Origin of the sequence: Agrobacterium salinitolerans (assembly GCF_027498475.1) — a bacterium.
Classification (GTDB): domain Bacteria; phylum Pseudomonadota; class Alphaproteobacteria; order Rhizobiales; family Rhizobiaceae; genus Agrobacterium; species Agrobacterium salinitolerans.
In genome coordinates this window covers 293049-310358 of sequence record NZ_JAPZLN010000004.1, presented here as the reverse complement: position 1 = coordinate 310358, position 17310 = coordinate 293049, and the positions used below count along the sequence as shown (strand labels likewise).

Below are 17310 nucleotides of genomic sequence, written 5' to 3'. Positions count from 1 at the left end.
AGTAGAGATTAACAGATGCGAATGTCTACCCTTCACTTTCTGGCGCCGCGATCATCAGAGACGTGGAAGGTCAGACTTAAGAAGTTAGCCGCGGCAAACTTCCGAACTGGGCGTAGATTTCGCATGCCAAAGACGTGATCAACGCCCGTCAATATGACCTCCAGGAAGAAGTTAGCCGCGGCTAACCGTCAAACCGTCACAAAAACCAAATGTGATTCTTCCACAATGCTTTAGCGGCACTTTCCAACCTGAGAAAAAAGCCTATTGCGCCGAAAAGAGAATCGGCGCTTATATCTCAGTTGCGGAAAAAACCGCCTTTTTCGAAAAAAACCGCTACTGCAATTTCGAGCGAAAGAAGACCGATGACACAGAGTGCCGATTTAAGACGTGCCGCAGGAGCACCCGACCTGACGAGTCTTATACAACAGCATTCGGCTGCGTTGTCAGCCCAATTGCAGGCTCATAATGCAAATACATTTTCACCGCACACCGAAAAGAGCATGCGCCATTTTTCGCCGGCAGAAACCGCACGGTTGATTGGCATCGGCGAGGCCTATCTTCGCCAGATCGCCGCCGAGCGTCCGGAACTGGATGCGGCGCAGGCTTCCGGTCGTCGATCCTATTCCGTCGAGGACATGGACGAGATCAGAAAATTTCTCGATCAGGGCGCGCGTGGCTCGCGGCGTTATCTGCCGCATCGTCGTGACGGCGAAGAATTGCAGGTCATCGCTGTCATGAACTTCAAGGGCGGCTCGGGAAAAACAACGACATCGGCGCATCTGGCGCAATATCTCGCGTTGCGTGGTTACCGGGTGCTTGCCATCGATCTTGATCCGCAGGCCAGTCTTTCCGCCCTCTTCGGTCATCAGCCGGAGATCGATGTCGGTCCGAATGAAACGCTTTATGGCGCGATCCGTTACGACGATGAACGTCGGCCGATCGCTGAGATCGTTCGTGGCACCTATATTCCCAATCTCCACATCGTACCCGGCAATCTGGAGCTTATGGAATTCGAACACGACACGCCCCGCGCTTTGATGCGTCGCGCACCTGGCGATACGTTGTTCTTTGCCCGCATTGGCCAGGCGATAGCCCAGGCACAGAACTTCTATGATGTCGTGGTCATCGATTGCCCGCCGCAGCTTGGTTACCTGACGCTTTCAGCGCTGACGGCCGCCACTTCGGTTCTCGTCACTGTTCATCCGCAAATGCTTGATGTCATGTCGATGAACCAGTTCCTTGCCATGACCGGCGATCTCCTGGCGGAAATCGGCCGGGCAGGGGCGCGGTCCGACTATAACTGGATGCGTTACCTCATCACCCGTTTTGAACCGAGCGATGGACCGCAGAACCAGATGGTCGCGTTCCTGCGTTCTATTTTCGGTGAAAATGTCCTCATCCACCCGATGCTGAAGAGCACGGCCGTCTCGGATGCCGGACTGACCAACCAGACACTTTTCGAAGTGGAAAGAACCCAGTTCACCCGGTCCACCTATGACCGTGCGCTGGAAGCCATGAACAACGTAAACGCTGAAATCGAAGGACTGATTAAAAAAGCGTGGGGTAGGGCAGCATGAGCAGAAAACAAATATTCGCCAATCTCGGTACGCCGGGAGCCGAAAGCAACGAGACTGCCGCCGAGCGGTCGCGTCCGCGTATCAGGCCTATTCTCGGTTCTCCGGAACTCGTGACGGATGTTCTGAATTCCCCGGTCGGCATGATTGGCCAGTCGCTCAACGAAGTATCCGAACGCGCCAAGCGCGCAGAAGAGATCGAAAAGCAGCTCGCTGAAGGTCTTACGATCGTTTCGCTCAGCCCTGCCGATATCGATCCCTCTTTCATACCGGATCGCATGCCGGCCTCTGAAGAGGCGGATGCAGGCCTGGTGGAGGCCATTCGTGAACAGGGCCAGCAGGTTCCCATTCTGGTGCGCCCTCATCCCGAATTCCCCGGCCGTTATCAGGTCGCCTTCGGTCATCGTCGCCTGCGCGCCGTCTCCAGCCTCGGTATTCCCGTCAAGGCGGTCGTTCGCGATCTTAGTGACGAGCAGCTCGTCGTTGCCCAGGGACAGGAAAACAACGAGCGCCGTGACCTAACCTATATCGAAAAGGCGCGTTTTGCCCAGAAACTGCAGATGCGGTTTCCCCGCGATACGATCATGGCCGCCATGTCGCTGCACAAGGGCGATCTTTCCAACATGCTGTCCGTTGTCGGCCGCATTCCCGAGGATCTCGTCGACCTGATTGGCCCGGCCCCGACTATCGGCCGTCGTAACTGGATGGATCTTGCCGATCAGCTTTCCTCCTCGCAAGTCAAGGAAGCAGCCCGCGCATACGTCAAGGACCCACTGGTTGCCGCCCTGCCATCGGAAGAACGTTTCAAGTCGCTTCTGGATTTTCTGAAACCCAAGGCGCAACCCAAAAGGACCGGGGTCTGGTCATCGCAGACCGGCGGCCGGCTGGCGAAGGTAGTCGAAAGCGACCGCAAGCTGGATATCTCTATCGACAAGAACGAAGCCCCGGAATTTGCCGAGTTCGTTCTGGAACATCTTCAGACGCTGTTTGCCGAATACCGGTCCAAGCAGTGATTTTTAACTCGAACGACTAACAGGAGACGCATCACAAAAGAAAAAAGCCCCCGAACGTTGCCGCGCGGAAGCCTTTCTTTGATTTAAGCACCCGAAGAATCTCATTTCCGCGAATCATAGTCAAGAGTCTTGGCATCGAATTTTTCGGTGAGCGATTTTCTTTTGCCTTGTGAAAGGTGAAAGACATGGACAGCACATGTGTAACGACGCCCTTTGGGCGGCGAGCGATGTCGTTTGGCGTCCTCGCAACCCAGTTCGCCGCGCAGAAAAACAAGAAAATCGAAGCGGTCGACAAATGGAAACTCTATCGTTCGGTCTGTGAAGCCAGGCCATTGCTCGGCGTGACTGATCGATCGCTTGCGGTCCTGAACGCGCTTTTGAGCTTTTATCCGAAAAACGAGCTTTCCAGCGAAGCCGGATTGGTCGTCTTCCCGTCGAATACGCAATTATCACTCAGGGCCCATGGCATGGCCGAGCAGACATTGCGCCGGCATCTCTCGGCTCTTGTCGAGGCCGGGCTTATCATTCGCAAGGACAGCCCGAACGGAAAACGATACGCCCGCAAGCACAGGGGAGGGGAAATCAGCGAGGCTTACGGTTTTTCGCTGGCGCCGCTTCTTGCCCGCAAAGCGGAAATCGAGGAGCTGGCCGAACGCATCGTCAGCGAGCGGCTCGATCTTCAGCGGCTTCGTGAAAACATCAGCCTTTGCCGCCGCGATATCCAGAAACTCTGCGAAATGATTGCCGCAAGCGGTAAACTCGAAACCTCCGAAGGATTTCAGACCCGCTACAACGCCATTGCCCGCTCTCTCGGCCGCAACTCCAAGCCCGCGGAACTTCGGGAAATCGCCGGATTTTTGGCCTCTTTACGCGCGGAAGTGACCAACTATCTGGAAAATATTGAAAAACCGGAAAAAATGGGCGGCAATGACTGCCAAAATGAGCGCCTCATAAAGAATTCAGAATCCGAATCTATATCTGAATGGCAAGATTTGCGCGAACCGGCAACCGTTGCACCTGCCCGCACGGCAAGCAACCAGCCGGCATATGCGGCACCAGTCAGTGCCAAAGCCTTGCCGCAGTCAGCAGAACCTGTTCTTCATAAGCAATTTTTTGTTCCTGATATTGTTTTGGTTTTGAAGGCTTGCCCGGATATCTCGCTCTATGCCCCAGGCGGCGCAGTTACCGGATGGCGCGATCTCGAAGTGGCGACTTCGGTCATCAAAACCATGTTCAACATCAGCCAGTCGGCGTATCAGGATGCGCTTGCCACGTTCGGTCGACAGGGAACGGCAGCCATTCTCGCCTGCCTTTTGCAGAAAGCGGACCAGATAAGCTCGCTTGGCGGATATCTGCGTAATCTCACCCGCAAGGCGCAGGAAGGCGGCTTCGATGTAAAGACCATGCTTCTGGCGCAGTTGCGAGGGCGTAAGGACACCATGGAGGCGAACATGCTTTTGTGAGCTAACACGGGCCTCGGGAAATGGTCATCGCTTGCGAAAAAAGCAGACGGAAGATACATTAACGCCGTTCCCGCAGGTAGAAAGAGATTCGCACGAGGCTGCTGTAACGATCAATGCAGCTGGTGGATTTCTATGGTTAATGCAAGGTAATGAAAACTAAGTTCCATTTAGCTTTCGTTTGCGTTTTTCCGTGATTGGTTTCAATCCCTTGAGTCGAGGGCGTTTTTCGTCGAAATTGCGATGAGAAGAGCGGAAAAGTGCAATCTGTATGCGCGGAGCATATGGCGAACAGGCGAGTGGCACTGCATATAGCAAGGCATGGTCCATCTGACGTAGATGGTCTGTCAACAGACAAAGACACGTCCCCGAGACAGTGAAGTTGAACTTTCTGCAAGGTCCTGCGTTTGCGCTTCATTGCTTGAACGGATGGCTGATCTGATGAATTTTCCGGACGACATGGAACTGGCTGTCGCTCTTTATATGGCGGACAACGCCTTGCCGCGGGAAAGGGCTATCGAAAAGCTCCTACGGGCGGAGTTCGAAAACACCGGCCATCTGCCCGGCGACGAAGCGCGGCCGCCGGAGATCGTCGGTGGGCAACCGAGTGCCGAGTATGTTCAATACAGCTCCTACCTCGATGGGGATAACTGAAGAGCGGCGGAACCAAAGCTGGCGAGGGCTGTTTATGGCGCAGATAATTGACGCCAGGATATATGTCCCATGTTTCCAAGATCATTTGTTTTCTCAGCCGCACTCGCCGCGATGACAGGCCTGCCGGCGATTGCCCAGCCTCTCGAGGTCAGCACGCTTGCGGTTTCCGGCGCCGACCGGATTTCAGTGTCGCCGAACCCTACCGCCCCGCACTACATTACCGACGTGTCCGGGAAGAAAGTCCGTCTGGTTGGGCCACGCTTTTATCCTGACAGTGCGCGGGCGCTGGAATTTCCCGGCCGAAGGTCTAACCCGGCTGTATCGGACAGCGAAGAGGCTTTGTCGCAACAGTGAGGATGCGTGGTGACAGAACCGGTCGCGACGATCGACATCTGGCGGCGGAGGTGGAATGAGAACCAGGGGTGAACTTCAAGGTGGCATATCAGATGCGAAAAGCTGGATAAGGCAAGAGGGTCAGGACGCCGGCACGGCCAGTTTCCCCGAACTGTTCTTCGATCTGGTCTTTGTTTTCGCGCTGATCCAGCTTTCCCACGCGCTGGCCAAGGATTTTGGGCCAACGGCGGCGCTTGAGGCCGGCATCCTGATATTGTCGCTCTGGTGGCTGTGGATACACACCACCTGGATCACAAACTTGCTGAACACGGAAAAGGAGCCAGTCAGGATCCTGCTTTTCGTGCTGATGTTCGGCGGCGTTCTGCTGGCCATTGCGCTGCCGGAGGCATTTGCGGAACAGGGCCTCGTCTTCGCCCTGATCTACAGCGCAATGCAGGTCGGCCGAAGCCTGTTCGCCCTTTATGCGTTCAGGGGCGAAGACCGGCAGTCTTTTCTGGTCTTCGTGCGTGTGACGATCTGGCTTGCGGTTTCCAGTCTGTTCTGGCTGGCCGGAGGGCTCGCCGATCTGACGGACCGCATTCTCCTGTGGGGTATCGCACTTGCAATTGAATATGCCGGCCCCGCCTGCCGTTATGTCGTGCCGGGTGTAGCCTCGAGCGACGAGGACCGGCTGCATCTTTCCGGCGAGCATCTGGCGGAGCGATGTGCGCTCTTCGTCATCATCTGTCTTGGGGAAACGATCCTCACCACCGGGCGCACGGCAACCGAATATATGAATTCCGGCCTGACATTCATCGTCTTCTGCTCCGCTTTCATCAGTACCGTGGCGATGTGGTGGATTTATTTCCATCATGGGCAGGAAGAGGCCTCAAGGAAAGCCGAGAACGCTGAAGAAAAGACGAAGATCGCCCATAATCTTTTTAACTATGGGCATTTGCCAATCGTTGCCGGTATCATCCTGACGGCGGTGGGTGAGGATTTCAGCCTCTCCCACCCGCGAGAAGGCGCGACAATGCGGGAGACGATCGCCATTCTCGGCGGTCCTGTCCTGTTTCTGGCCGGCAATATCGGCGTCAAGATCGCCGCCGCCTATCAGCGACCGGTCTCGCATTTTGCCGGCGTGGCGGCGCTCTGCCTGCTTTTGCCGGTGCCGGGCATTCCGCTTTTCGCGTTGCAACTGGCGAGCATGGGCGTTCTTCTGCTTGTGGCGCTTTGGGAATATCTGGCGCTGGAAAGGGCGGTCGCCAATGCTTGATCGCTGATCAGGCGTTGACGAGATCGCGCGCCCTGTCGTTCCAGAGCCGAAGGCTGCGGGCATAGGCTTCCTCGAAGGACAGAGCCATATCGTTGACCAGCATCAGCGCGATGGCCGTTGTGGAGATGATGATGGTTTCCGCCCTTTCGTCCTTTGCGGCGCCCGTCCACACCGCCCGCCAATATTCGAAGGTTGTGAACATGGTCGGCATTTCAGCGGGCGGCGTCTCACGTGCGGGAACGATGAATTCCATATCCTTGCCCTTCGAAAGACCGAAAATCCGAGTGCTGCGAAACGGTGTGAATTGCGCGAAATCCCGCGTGTTGCTGAGAATGGCGAGGTTTTCCATTGAAAGCAGCCGTGCCGTGTCCCGATGAAGTTCCTGGTAGGAGGGGCGAGCGACACCGATGATCGTGCTTCTGGCGCGAAGCGGATTGAGAAGATGCACGACCGTATTGAGCGGCAGGCGCATCTCCAGAATGCCGTGGAGGCCGAGCAGGCTTTGAAACTGCAGGGACAGTCCGCCAATTGGAAGGTAGGCGATGCGTTCTGAAGCTGTGGCTTTCGCCGCCTGCGAAAGCGACCGGCAGAGGGGAATGCCGCAGGCCTGCGCTGCAAGTTCAAGCTTGCCGCCGTTTTCCCCCTGCCCCACATGCCCGTGCAGCAGGACGCTGTATCCCGCCATGGCGACAAGACGGGCGGAGTGGAGAAACCATGGCGCATCACGATGTTTCGGTGACATATAAGCGGGCCAGTCGAGGTCCACCGATGCAGGACCTTGCTGATCCCTTTTTATATGTCTCCACATGGCGTCGATAAAACCGGCCAGCTCCGCCGCGGTTACGCCGCGATACTGCATGGTGGCGAGCAGCGCGCCTATCTGTATCGGATCGGCATCGCCATCGAGAATGATCGAGAGTGCATCCATCGCTTCCACATGGCTGAGCGGGCGGCTGTTGCCGATGCCCATCGCCGAGGTTGCGATATATTTGGCGAGCCTCTGCTGCGGATCGGCATTGTGGCCAATGCGCGCGAGACGGTCGGCGATGTTTTCCGGTGTCGGCTGACCTTCCAGAAGAACGCTGGGGCGAAGCGAAAGCGGCGGCGCCTTCATCAGTACGGGCCGCTCCCAACCGCTTGCACTGGCGCTGGCCGGGGCGGCGGGTTTTTCCTGCGAATAGTCCATAAGATTCTCGGCCTCCGCTGCCAGCGACCGGATGCGCAGGCGCATGCTTTCGGCAAAGGGGGTGGGACGAAGGCCCTGACCGGTGCGCAGAAAAAGCTGGTCGCCATATATGTCGCGCAGCTGCTGCAATATCCGGCTCATGGAAGATGTCGGCAGTTCCATGCCCGCCGCAGCACGGCTGACGCTGCCTTCTCTTAACAAAGCATCAAAAGCGACAAGTAGTTTCAGCTGCCCAAGCCTGTCGGGTTTTGTTGTGGAGGCCCGTTCATCTTTTCTCTTGCCGGTTGTCATCTTGCGATTTTTTACTCCCCCGCTCGTTCGTGGAGCCCTTTTTGCAATTTCTAGAATTTAGAATTGTTCGAAAACAAACGCATTGCGCCTGAACTCCCTCCTAAATAAGTGGGGTTAAATTCTCAAGTTAAATGCGGGGGCATAACATGGAATTGAAGTACCGCGGCCGCGAGAAGTCCGCGACGATAATAAAGGCCGGTCTTTCGGCAGCAATGGCTGGAACGGCGCTTTGCATCGCTCTGCCAGCTTTTGCGCAGCAGGCGCCTGAAGGAAGCACGGTTCTCGAGCAGATTGTCGTCACCGCATCCGGTTTCGAGCAGAATGTGAAAGATGCGCCGGCCAGCATCACGGTTGTGACGCGTGAAGATCTTGAAAAGGGATCCTATCGCGATCTGACCGATGCCCTGCGCGAAGTTCAGGGCGTGTCCGTCACCGGCATTGCCAATGAAAAAGATATTTTCATTCGCGGATTGCCCGGCGCCTACACGCTGGTTCTGGTTGACGGCAAGCGGCAGAGCACGCGCGACGCCCGCACCAACGGCAATTCCGGCTTCGAACAGAGTTTCGTACCGCCGGTTTCGGCGATCGAGCGTATCGAAGTGGTGCGCGGGCCGATGTCCTCGCTCTATGGTTCGGACGCTATGGGCGGTGTCATCAACATCATCACCCGCAAGGTGGGAGATGTCTGGTCAGGTTCCGTCACCACCGAAGGCACGGTTCAGCAGCATTCCAAATTCGGCAATAGCGGCCAGGTCTCCTGGTATGCCAACGGACCGATACTTAAGGACCGGCTCGGTCTACAGCTTTGGGGCAGGGGCTTCACGCGTGGCGAAGACCGTATTCTGAGCGGCACCACAGGCGCCAAGGAATATGATTTCAACGGACGCCTGACATTCACGCCGAATGAAGATCACGACATCTATCTCGAAGGCGGCAAGACGCGGCTGCGCCGCAGCGCCGAGCCCGGCGATACGCTGGCGGCGACGGACGCCAACGGCACATACAATACCAATACGCGTGACCATTGGTCATTGTCGCATACCGGCCGTTGGGGGCCGACCACATCCGAATTCTCGTTCCAGCAGGAATGGGCGGAGCGTACCAACTTCACCAGAAATATTCGCACCGGCCGGGTGACCGAAAACCCGCGCTCGCCGGAAGTGCGCAACACCGTTCTCGATGGCAAGTTCACGACGCCGTTCGAATTGTTCGGCAACCACACGCTGGTGACAGGCGGACAATATTTCGAGGCGCGGCTGACGGACCAGAATCCGGGACGCCGCACCGGCCGCGACGAAACATTTTCGGCGACGCAAAGGGCGCTCTTCCTCGAGGATGAATGGCGCATTGTCGATAATTTCGCGCTGACGGGCGGTCTTCGTCTCGATAATCACGAAAAATACGGCAATCATTTCAGCCCGCGTCTTTATGGCGTCTGGAGCGCGACCGAAGAGCTGACTATCAAGGGCGGCGTTTCCACCGGTTTCCGGGCGCCGGAAATCCGCCAGATCGCGCCGGGTTATGCCTATACGACGGGTGGCGGCGGTTGCAGCTATGGCCCCAGCGGCACCTGCGGCGTCATCATTGGCGACCCTAACCTCGAAGCGGAAAAGAGCACGAGCTATGAAGTGGCCGCGCTTTGGGACAATGGCGACGTCGCTCTCGGCGCCACCTATTTCTACACCGATTTCAAGGACAAGATTTCCAATGCGCTGGTGCTCAATCCGGATGGAACGCCGGCCCGCTGGAGCGACGACCGCAACTATCGTCTCTGGTACAATTACAACATCGACGATGCGGTCATTCAGGGTGTGGAACTGACGGCGACCTGGTATGCAACGCCGGACCTGACGCTGCGCGGCAACTATACCTATACGCATTCCGAACAGAAAACCGGCGACTATGAAGGCTTCCCGCTGGCGCGCACGCCGGAACATATGGCTAATCTGCGCGGCGACTGGGTAACCCCAATCGATGGTCTGGAAGCCTGGGCCTCGCTGAATTACCACGGATCGGAAATCAATGCCGGCCCGCGCATCGGCACCAACGGCACGCCGGTAACGATCAACGGCAAGGCCGGGCGTAAATATGACGCCTACACCACGCTGGATATCGGGGCGAAATATGCGGTCGCCGAAAATGTCGATCTCAAGGCCGCCATTTATAATGTCTTCGACAAGGATGTCGGCACCGACGATTTCAACACCGTCATGGAAGGCCGCCGTTTCTGGATCAGCATGACAGCTAAGTTCTGATCCGTTGCCACATTCACGAAAATTGCAGGCGCCTTTGGGCGCCTCTTTTTTTGGGCTATCGCCTATTGACCTCAACTATGGTTGAGGAATTATACCGGCTGCTCTTCACTATGTTTCCGCGTTTTCCGAGCGGAAATCGTTACGGAAGCAGGAGCCAGAATGGAAAATACCGTATTCAAGCACAGCCTGACGGTTGGGGAGGTTGCCCGCCGCAGCGGCATCGCCGTGTCCACCATCCATTTTTATGAGGCGAAAGGATTGATCGAGGGCTGGCGAACCGCCGGTAACCAGCGCCGTTATCATCGCGCTGTTCTGAGACGCATCGCCATCATCCGCATCGCGCAGCGCGCCGGGATACAGCTCAGCATTATCAGGGACGCGATGGCTGATCTGCCGCAGGATCGGGTGGCGACGACGGCCGATTGGCGCAGGTTCTCCCAATCGTGGCGGGAAATGCTGCAGCTTCGCATCAATAGCCTGATCATGCTGCGCGATCAGCTTACCGGCTGTATCGGTTGCGGGTGTCTTTCGCTGGATGATTGTCCGTTGCGCAATCCGAACGATGTTCTGGCCGATGACGGCGCAGGTCCGCGCCGCCTCGTTTCTGCGGAATGAACGGGATTTCCGGACCGGAACGGCTGAGCCTCACTCGGAATCGGCTGCAACCCAGACACTGACGCTGCCGCCATTGGTGGGAAAGACGCCCTTCCCGCTCTCATCGAGGGTAATCCGTTCTTCACGGTGCCCGAGAAAGTCGCGCCAGACCGCCCTGGCGTGATCGGGGCCGAGATCGATCTGCTTTTCCGCCGGCTCACCATTCGACATTATCACCACGCAGCCCGGCGCATCGGCGGTGCCGTGGCGGATAAAGGCGACGCAGCTGGCATCGTCGAAAATATCCGTCTGGGCTCCGTTGGCGAAACGGCTGCGGGCCTCTATGAGCTTCGGCAGGCATTCAATGGCGGGCATATCGATCTTATACTCGTTGCCGTCATTGCCGGTGTCGGTGTAGCTCGTGCCGAACAGATCGGGATAAAAGACGCAGGGCACCCCATCTTCGCGCAGCAGGATGATCGCATAGGCAAGAGGTTTGAACCAGGGTTCCACTGGCGCTTCCAGCGATTGCAACGGCTGTGTGTCGTGATTGTCGACCAGCGTAACGGCATGGTCGGGAACGGCGGAGACAAGCGAGCCATCGAAGATGCCGCGCATATCGAAATCGCCGCCCTGTTTCGAGGCGTCGTGGAAGCTGTGGTGAAGGGCCACATCGAAAAGCATCAGCTGCTTGTCGACGAGTTCGAGATAGCTTTTCAGCGCCTCGAGATCGGGGTGCCAATATTCCGCCACGACGAAAAGATCGGGATCGACCGTTTCGCGCATATGGCCGACCCAGTCGCGAAAGAACCAGGCCGGGATATGTTTTGCGGCATCCAGTCGGAATCCATCCACCTGCACCTGCTCGGAAAGCCAGCGGCCCCAATATTTGAGTTCCTCGTAAACCGCCCGGTTTCTGAACTCGACATCCGCGCCCATCAGATAATCGAAATTGCCGTTTTCCTGATCGACTTCCTCATTCCATTCCCCATCGCCATATTCATTGACGAGGCGGAATATCCCGTCTTCAGTCGGCTCTTCGATGTGGTCGACACCGCTGAAGCACTTCAGGTCCCATATGAACTTGGAATGTTTGCCGTTACGTCCGGGAAAGGTGAAACGCGTATAGGCGAGTGCCGCGAAATCCTCATCGTCGATATCGGTACGATCGTCTGGATTGACGCGGCGAACCCGCACCTTTTCCATCTCGTCGGCACCCATCTTGTGATTGAGAACCACGTCATGGATGACGCGGATGCCATTCTCTTTCAGGGTCTTGCCCGCATGTTCGAGTGCGCCGCGGTCACCATACTTCGTCGCGACCGTGCCCTTCTGGTCGAATTCGCCGAGGTCGAAAAGGTCGTATGTGTCATATCCTACCGAATAACCGCCGGCGGCGCCCTTGTAGGCCGGCGGCAGCCAGACGTCGGTGATGCCCATTTTCGCAAGGCTTTCGGCCTTTTCGGCCACCTCGCTCCATAACTTCCCTCCGTCCGGATAATACCAATGGAAGAATTGAAGCAAGGTGCGTCCGGCCATATTTCCCTCACGATGGTTAGCAGGTCGCGCCATAAACGCCCCGGCGGCGAAAGGGTTCCGCCGCCGGTGCCGCGCGATCTGCGATTGTGAGGCCGATGGTCCGCCCGTATATTAGCCGGCTATATCGAGAAGGGCAGCGCCCGCCGGCAGATAGTCGCCTTCCTTAACGATCAGACGGACTTTGCCGGCCATGGGGGCGACAATCTGCGTCTCCATCTTCATGGCTTCCATGACGGCGAGAAGATCGCCTTGCGAAACCGTGTCACCGTCTTTTACCTTGAAGGACTGCAAAGTGCCGGAAACCGGGGCGGTGATTTCGCCTTCCTTTTCCTTGGCGGCGGCGGTGCCGCCGGGAACAGCTGCGCTGTTGCCGCTAACCGCACCGAGGCTGGAGAGCAGCAGGCTGGGCAGACCGACCGATACACGTTTGCCGTCGATTTCCAGGAAAGTGCGGGTGACGGAGGGATCGTCGGCCGGTGCCGGGCGCTCCATGGCATCCGGCATGGCGGCGAAATCAGTCTCGATCCAGCGGGTGTGAACCTTGAAACCGTCAGTGCCGATGAAGTCTTCGGTCTCGATTGCGGCGCGATGGAAGGGCAGCACCGTGGCGATGCCCTCGATGCGGAATTCCCTAAGCGCGCGACGGGCGCGGCGCAGGACCTGATCGCGGTCGGCACCCGTGACGATCAGCTTTGCCATCAGCGAGTCGAACACACCAGGCACGCTGGAGCCGCTGACGACGCCGCTATCCATGCGAATGCCGGGACCGGATGGCGCGTCGAAAACCGAAATAGAACCGGGCGTCGGCAGGAAACCCCGGCCGGGATCTTCGGCATTGATGCGGAATTCCATCGAGTGTCCACGCGGTTCCGGCGTTTCGAGTACCCGCAGCTTATGGCCCTCGGCAATACGGAACTGCTCGATGACGAGATCGATGCCGGTGGTTTCTTCGGTAACGGGATGTTCCACCTGAAGCCGCGTATTGACCTCAAGGAAGGAAATCGTGCCATCGACGCCGAGCAGGAATTCGACGGTGCCGGCACCGGAATAACCGGCGGCGGCGCAGATAGCCTTGGCGGCCGTATGGATTTTCTGCCGCTGTTCGTCGGACAGGAAGGGGGCGGGAGCCTCCTCGATCAGCTTCTGGTTCCGGCGCTGCAACGAGCAGTCGCGGGTGCCGAGCACCAGCACATTGCCGTGCTTGTCAGCGATAACCTGCGCTTCGATATGACGCGGCCGGTCGAGAAATCGTTCTAGAAAGCACTCACCGCGGCCGAAGGCGGCGGTCGCCTCGCGCACGGCGGATTCGTAGAGATCGGCGATCTCTTCCATCTTCCACGCGACTTTCAGGCCGCGTCCACCGCCGCCATGGGCCGCCTTGATCGCGACGGGCAAGCCGTGCTTTTCGGCAAAAGCCGTGACTTCGACAGCGGATGCGACCGGGCCGTCGCTGCCGGCGACCAGCGGCGCGCCGACGCCGGTGGCGATGCGCCGCGCCTCGACCTTGTCGCCCAGCGCCTCGATGACGTGCGGATCGGGGCCGATCCAGATGAGACCGGCATCGAGAACGGCACGCGCAAATTCGGCGCGCTCGGACAGGAAACCGTAACCGGGATGCACGGCATCCGCACCGGCGCGTTTGGCAATCGCGATCAGCTTGGCCATATCGAGATACGTCTCGGCAGGACGTATTCCCTCCAGCGCATAGGCTTCATCCGCCAGCCGGACGAAAAGCGCGTCCTGATCGGGATCGGCATAAACGGCGACCGATTGCAGGCCGTAATCGCGACAGGCGCGGATGATGCGCACCGCGATCTCGCCGCGATTGGCAATCAGCACTTTTTTCATCGCTTTTCTCCTCGGAATTATGCGTTTGTAGCCGCGATTTCGGCAAAGGGGCCGATCGGGCGGAATTTGATTTTGGCGTTCACCGGTATTTGCCCGGCAAGATCGAGATGATATTCGGCGACCGCGCCGATGACGGGATAACCGCCGGTCAGCGGGTGGTCGGCAAGGAAGAGAACCGGCTGGCCGCTATGGGGAATCTGGATCGCGCCCGTTGCCGTGCCTTCGCTCGGCAATTCGGCGCTGTCCTTGCGCTCCACCGGCACGTCGCCGGCAAGGCGAATGCCGACGCGGTTCGATTGTGGCGTGACCTGCCAGAGCTGGCCGGTCAGCGTGTCGATACCCTTCTGCGTGAACCAGTCGGTGCGGGGGCCGAGAACAATGTCCAGCGTGACGACCTCACCCGTTGCCGGCGGTTCGAAGGCCGGAACCTCGTCGATCGATACGCTGGAAAGGCCGGTCTTCTCGCCCTTAAGCGAAAGGATGGCGCCTGCCCCCACCGGCTCCGGACCGACGACAGCCAATGTATCGGTCGCAAAACTGCCGAGCACCGGCTCGACAGCGAAGCCGCCGCGCACCGCAAGATAACAGCGCATGCCCTTCGGCGGCTGCCCGAAGGTCACCACATCACCGGGTTCGAGTGACACCGGGCTATGGGCCTTGGCCGCGAAGCTGCGATCTGCCGTGGTAATCGTGACGGGGCAGGGCGCACCGGCAATACCAATGACGGTACGGCTCGTGCTTTTAAAGGAAAAGCCGCCGAGCGTCAGTTCGAGACACGACGTATTGGCGGGGTTACCGACGATGCGGTTTGCAGCGTTGAATGCGCCACGATCCAGTGCGCCGGAGGCCGAGACGCCCTGCCCGGTCTGGCCGAAACGGCCTAGATCCTGGAAGATGGCGGGCATGGGCGCGGCAAGCACTTCGAAATGCGGGCCGTCCTTTTTCGGTTCTTTTTTCTGAGGTGCCGGTGCCGGAACATCGACCGTTCTGCCGGCCTTGTCCATGTCGAAGAAACGCACCCGGTACCCCGGCTGGAACAGTGCGCCGGGATCACGATCTATATCCCACATCTTCACCGGCGTCGTGCCGATGATCTGCCAGCCGCCGGGGCTGTTTTGCGGATAGACACCGCTGAAGGCGCCGGCCAGCGCCACGGAGCCTGCCGGAATACGGGTGCGCGGGCTTTGCCGGCGCGGCACATGCAGGGCCGGGTCGCCACCGACCAGATAACCGAAGCCGGGGGCGAAGCCGCAGAAGGCCACGGTGAACTCGCTTTGGGTATGGCGGCGGATGACTTCTTCGATGCTCATGCCGGTCAATTCGGCAACATCGGCGAGGTCCTCGCCATTATAGTGGACGGGAATTTCCACGAGATTGTCCGAAGGCGCGATTTTTGCGGAAAGATCGCGGCTTGCCAGCCGCGCGGCTAGCGCTTCGACGCCGATCGTTTCAGGCCGGAAACGGATCATCAATGTGCGGGCAGCCGGCACCGTTTCTTCGATACCTTCGACCGGATCGTTCTGAAGCGAGGCGAAAAGCGCCAGCGTTTCATCGAGATCGGCAAGTTCGACAAGAATAGTGGTGAGGCTGACGGGGAGAAAACGCATCATATCCTCACGCGTGATAGGCAGTGTCGGGAATGTCGGTGATGAACATGTGTCCCGGCGCATGGGTAATCGCAAAGGGCACGCCTGATGCCATCACGGCGGCCTGGGGTGTGACACCGCAGGCCCAGAACACCGGAACTTCGCCCGGCTCGATCCGCACCGCATCACCGAAATCAGGCTTTGAAAGATCGGTAATGCCGATCTCTTCGGGTGCGCCGACATGCACGGGCGACCCGTGTACGGCGGGAAAACGTCCCGAAATTGTTGCGGCATCGGCCACGCGCGACGCCGGGATCGGCCGCATGGAAACGACCATATTGCCCTTCAGCCGACCGGCCGGACGGCAGGGGCGGTTGGTGAGATACATCGGCACATTGCTCTTGTCGGTCATGTGGCGGATCTCGATGCCCGCTTCCACCATCGGCGTTTCGAAGGTGAAGCTGCAGCCGATGAGGAAGGCGACGAGATCGTCACGCTCCGCCCAGGCGGCGGTGGCGTCGGCCGTTTCCTCGACAAGCTTGCCGTCCCGCCAGATGCGGTAGAGCGGCAGGTCGGTTCTCAGATCGGCGCCGGGCGCCAGAAGCGTGGTGGGCGAACCGGGATCGGAGACATCCAGCACCGGGCAGGGTTTGGGATTGCGCTGCGCATAAAGCAAAAAATCGAAGGCCCAGTCGCGCGGCAGCACGATCATGTTCGCCTGCGTGAAGCCGGGTGCAATGCCGGAAGTTGGGGCGACGAGGCCGTCACGATAGGTCGCACGGGCCTTTCGTGCGGCGTCGGCGTCCGTGTGGTTGAGATAGGATGTCGGTATCGTCATCGGCTATCCTTTCAGAGACTGGATGCAAAAGAGCGGATGTCGATGCCATCAGCCTCGAAACGGCGGCGGATTTCCTGGGCGATCGCGACCGCACCGGGGCTGTCGCCATGCACGCAGATGGATTGCGCCTCGATTTTTATGACGCTGCCATCGATTGCCTCCAACGTGCCTTCGCGGGCAAGCTGCACCATGCGGTCGGCGATTTTTGCCGCGTCGTGCAGCACGGCCCCGGCTTCGCGGCGGGAGACGAGCTGGCCTTGAGGCGTATAGGCGCGGTCGGCAAAGGCTTCGGCAACGACGGCAAGACCGGATTTGCGGGCGAGATCGAGGATGGGCGCGTTGGCAAGGCCCATCAGCACCAGTGAAGGATCGATGGCCTTGATGCCGTCGATGACGGCCTGTCCCTGTTTTGCGTCATTGGCGATGCGGTTATAGAGCGCGCCATGCGGCTTGACGTAACGCACCGTGGTGCCGGCAGCGGCGGCAACACCCTTCAGCGCACCGATCTGGTAGATGACATCGGCAATCAGTTCTTCCGAGGTGGCGTCCAGATCGCGGCGGCCGAAGCCGACGCGGTCCGGATAGGAGACATGAGCGCCGACGACCACGCCTTTTTCCGCAGCGGCCTTGACGGTGCGGTAGATGCCGGCAGGGTCGCCGGCATGAAATCCGCAGGCAATGTTGGCGCTGGAAACGATGGCGAGCATCGCCTCATCGTCTCCCATGCGCCACGCGCCGTAACTTTCGCCAAGATCGCTGTTGAGATCGATAGCGGCCATGTTTGCCTCCCTTTAGAGCATTTCCAGCAAAAGTGCGTAACGGTTTTGCGTCCGGAAAATGCGTAAAAACAGATATGTAGAGCG

Annotated in this window: 14 protein-coding genes; 8 read left to right on the top strand and 6 right to left on the bottom strand. The window is 58.6% G+C overall.

Annotation, left to right across the window (positions count from 1 at the left end):
- The first annotated feature begins 362 nt into the window (after window positions 1–362).
- The 6 genes from repA to O9X91_RS16605 all read left to right on the top strand — a co-directional run bounded on the left by repA (window position 363) and on the right by O9X91_RS16605 (window position 6310).
- Window positions 363–1577 carry a plasmid partitioning protein RepA gene (gene repA, locus O9X91_RS16630; protein ID WP_077983221.1) on the top strand — a complete coding sequence of 405 codons (1215 nt, stop codon included), beginning with the start codon at window positions 363–365 and terminating at the stop codon, window positions 1575–1577.
- On the top strand, window positions 1574–2587 hold the full coding sequence (gene repB / locus O9X91_RS16625; RefSeq protein WP_142913562.1) for a plasmid partitioning protein RepB: 1014 nt from the start codon (window positions 1574–1576) through the stop codon (window positions 2585–2587). The genes repA and repB overlap by 4 nt, the downstream gene beginning before the upstream one ends.
- A gap of 185 nt (window positions 2588–2772) precedes the next feature.
- Window positions 2773–4050: a plasmid replication protein RepC gene (gene repC / locus O9X91_RS16620; protein ID WP_142913561.1), complete on the top strand. Its 1278-nt coding sequence runs from the start codon at window positions 2773–2775 to the stop codon at window positions 4048–4050.
- Window positions 4051–4488: 438 nt separating this feature from the next.
- Window positions 4489–4701: a hypothetical protein gene (locus O9X91_RS16615; RefSeq protein ID WP_137411275.1), complete on the top strand. Its 213-nt coding sequence runs from the start codon at window positions 4489–4491 to the stop codon at window positions 4699–4701.
- Between the two features lie 69 nt (window positions 4702–4770).
- On the top strand, window positions 4771–5055 hold the full coding sequence (locus O9X91_RS16610) for a hypothetical protein (RefSeq protein ID WP_077983224.1): 285 nt from the start codon (window positions 4771–4773) through the stop codon (window positions 5053–5055).
- A gap of 55 nt (window positions 5056–5110) precedes the next feature.
- Complete coding sequence (locus O9X91_RS16605) at window positions 5111–6310, top strand: low temperature requirement protein A (protein ID WP_142913560.1); 1200 nt, start codon at window positions 5111–5113, stop codon at window positions 6308–6310.
- A gap of 7 nt (window positions 6311–6317) precedes the next feature.
- Here O9X91_RS16605 and O9X91_RS16600 read toward each other — a convergent pair whose 3' ends face one another.
- Window positions 6318–7787 carry a glycosyl transferase family protein gene (locus tag O9X91_RS16600; RefSeq protein ID WP_142913559.1) on the bottom strand — a complete coding sequence of 490 codons (1470 nt, stop codon included), beginning with the start codon at window positions 7785–7787 and terminating at the stop codon, window positions 6318–6320.
- Window positions 7788–7933: 146 nt separating this feature from the next.
- Between O9X91_RS16600 and O9X91_RS16595 the strand changes: the two genes are divergently transcribed.
- Window positions 7934–10042, top strand: a complete 2109-nt coding sequence (locus O9X91_RS16595) for a TonB-dependent receptor plug domain-containing protein (protein WP_269834330.1) — start codon at window positions 7934–7936, stop codon at window positions 10040–10042.
- A gap of 159 nt (window positions 10043–10201) precedes the next feature.
- Window positions 10202–10657, top strand: coding sequence for a redox-sensitive transcriptional activator SoxR (gene soxR / locus O9X91_RS16590; protein ID WP_003519761.1), 456 nt, complete (start codon window positions 10202–10204; stop codon window positions 10655–10657).
- Window positions 10658–10687: 30 nt separating this feature from the next.
- On the opposite strand, the gene amyA is transcribed toward soxR, so the two are convergent.
- The 5 genes from amyA to O9X91_RS16565 all read right to left on the bottom strand — a co-directional run bounded on the left by amyA (window position 10688) and on the right by O9X91_RS16565 (window position 17226).
- On the bottom strand, window positions 10688–12175 hold the full coding sequence (amyA, locus tag O9X91_RS16585; RefSeq protein WP_142913557.1) for an alpha-amylase: 1488 nt from the start codon (window positions 12173–12175) through the stop codon (window positions 10688–10690).
- Window positions 12176–12286: 111 nt separating this feature from the next.
- Window positions 12287–14023 (bottom strand): acetyl/propionyl/methylcrotonyl-CoA carboxylase subunit alpha, encoded by a 1737-nt coding sequence (locus O9X91_RS16580; protein ID WP_137411281.1) that lies wholly within the window; start codon window positions 14021–14023, stop codon window positions 12287–12289.
- Window positions 14024–14040: 17 nt separating this feature from the next.
- Window positions 14041–15630: a 5-oxoprolinase subunit B/C family protein gene (locus tag O9X91_RS16575; RefSeq protein ID WP_173991300.1), complete on the bottom strand. Its 1590-nt coding sequence runs from the start codon at window positions 15628–15630 to the stop codon at window positions 14041–14043.
- A 7-nt stretch (window positions 15631–15637) separates the two neighbouring features.
- Window positions 15638–16447 (bottom strand): putative hydro-lyase, encoded by an 810-nt coding sequence (locus O9X91_RS16570; RefSeq protein WP_077983231.1) that lies wholly within the window; start codon window positions 16445–16447, stop codon window positions 15638–15640.
- An 11-nt stretch (window positions 16448–16458) separates the two neighbouring features.
- Window positions 16459–17226, bottom strand: a complete 768-nt coding sequence (locus tag O9X91_RS16565) for a LamB/YcsF family protein (protein ID WP_173991284.1) — start codon at window positions 17224–17226, stop codon at window positions 16459–16461.
- Between the last annotated feature and the right edge of the window lie 84 nt (window positions 17227–17310).

Excerpts from the sequence above, each read along its gene's own strand:
- soxR (WP_003519761.1), top strand. The coding sequence starts at position 10,202 with ATGGAAAATACCGTATTCAAGCACAGCCTGACGGTTGGGGAGGTTGCC.
- O9X91_RS16570 (WP_077983231.1), bottom strand. The coding sequence starts at position 16,447 with ATGACGATACCGACATCCTATCTCAACCACACGGACGCCGACGCCGCA.
- repA (WP_077983221.1), top strand. The coding sequence starts at position 363 with ATGACACAGAGTGCCGATTTAAGACGTGCCGCAGGAGCACCCGACCTG.
- O9X91_RS16615 (WP_137411275.1), top strand. The coding sequence starts at position 4,489 with ATGAATTTTCCGGACGACATGGAACTGGCTGTCGCTCTTTATATGGCG.
- O9X91_RS16580 (WP_137411281.1), bottom strand. The coding sequence starts at position 14,023 with ATGAAAAAAGTGCTGATTGCCAATCGCGGCGAGATCGCGGTGCGCATC.
- O9X91_RS16605 (WP_142913560.1), top strand. The coding sequence starts at position 5,111 with ATGAGAACCAGGGGTGAACTTCAAGGTGGCATATCAGATGCGAAAAGC.
- O9X91_RS16595 (WP_269834330.1), top strand. The coding sequence starts at position 7,934 with ATGGAATTGAAGTACCGCGGCCGCGAGAAGTCCGCGACGATAATAAAG.
- O9X91_RS16600 (WP_142913559.1), bottom strand. The coding sequence starts at position 7,787 with ATGACAACCGGCAAGAGAAAAGATGAACGGGCCTCCACAACAAAACCC.
- amyA (WP_142913557.1), bottom strand. The coding sequence starts at position 12,175 with ATGGCCGGACGCACCTTGCTTCAATTCTTCCATTGGTATTATCCGGAC.
- O9X91_RS16575 (WP_173991300.1), bottom strand. The coding sequence starts at position 15,630 with ATGCGTTTTCTCCCCGTCAGCCTCACCACTATTCTTGTCGAACTTGCC.
- O9X91_RS16610 (WP_077983224.1), top strand. The coding sequence starts at position 4,771 with ATGTTTCCAAGATCATTTGTTTTCTCAGCCGCACTCGCCGCGATGACA.
- repB (WP_142913562.1), top strand. The coding sequence starts at position 1,574 with ATGAGCAGAAAACAAATATTCGCCAATCTCGGTACGCCGGGAGCCGAA.
- O9X91_RS16565 (WP_173991284.1), bottom strand. The coding sequence starts at position 17,226 with ATGGCCGCTATCGATCTCAACAGCGATCTTGGCGAAAGTTACGGCGCG.
- repC (WP_142913561.1), top strand. The coding sequence starts at position 2,773 with ATGGACAGCACATGTGTAACGACGCCCTTTGGGCGGCGAGCGATGTCG.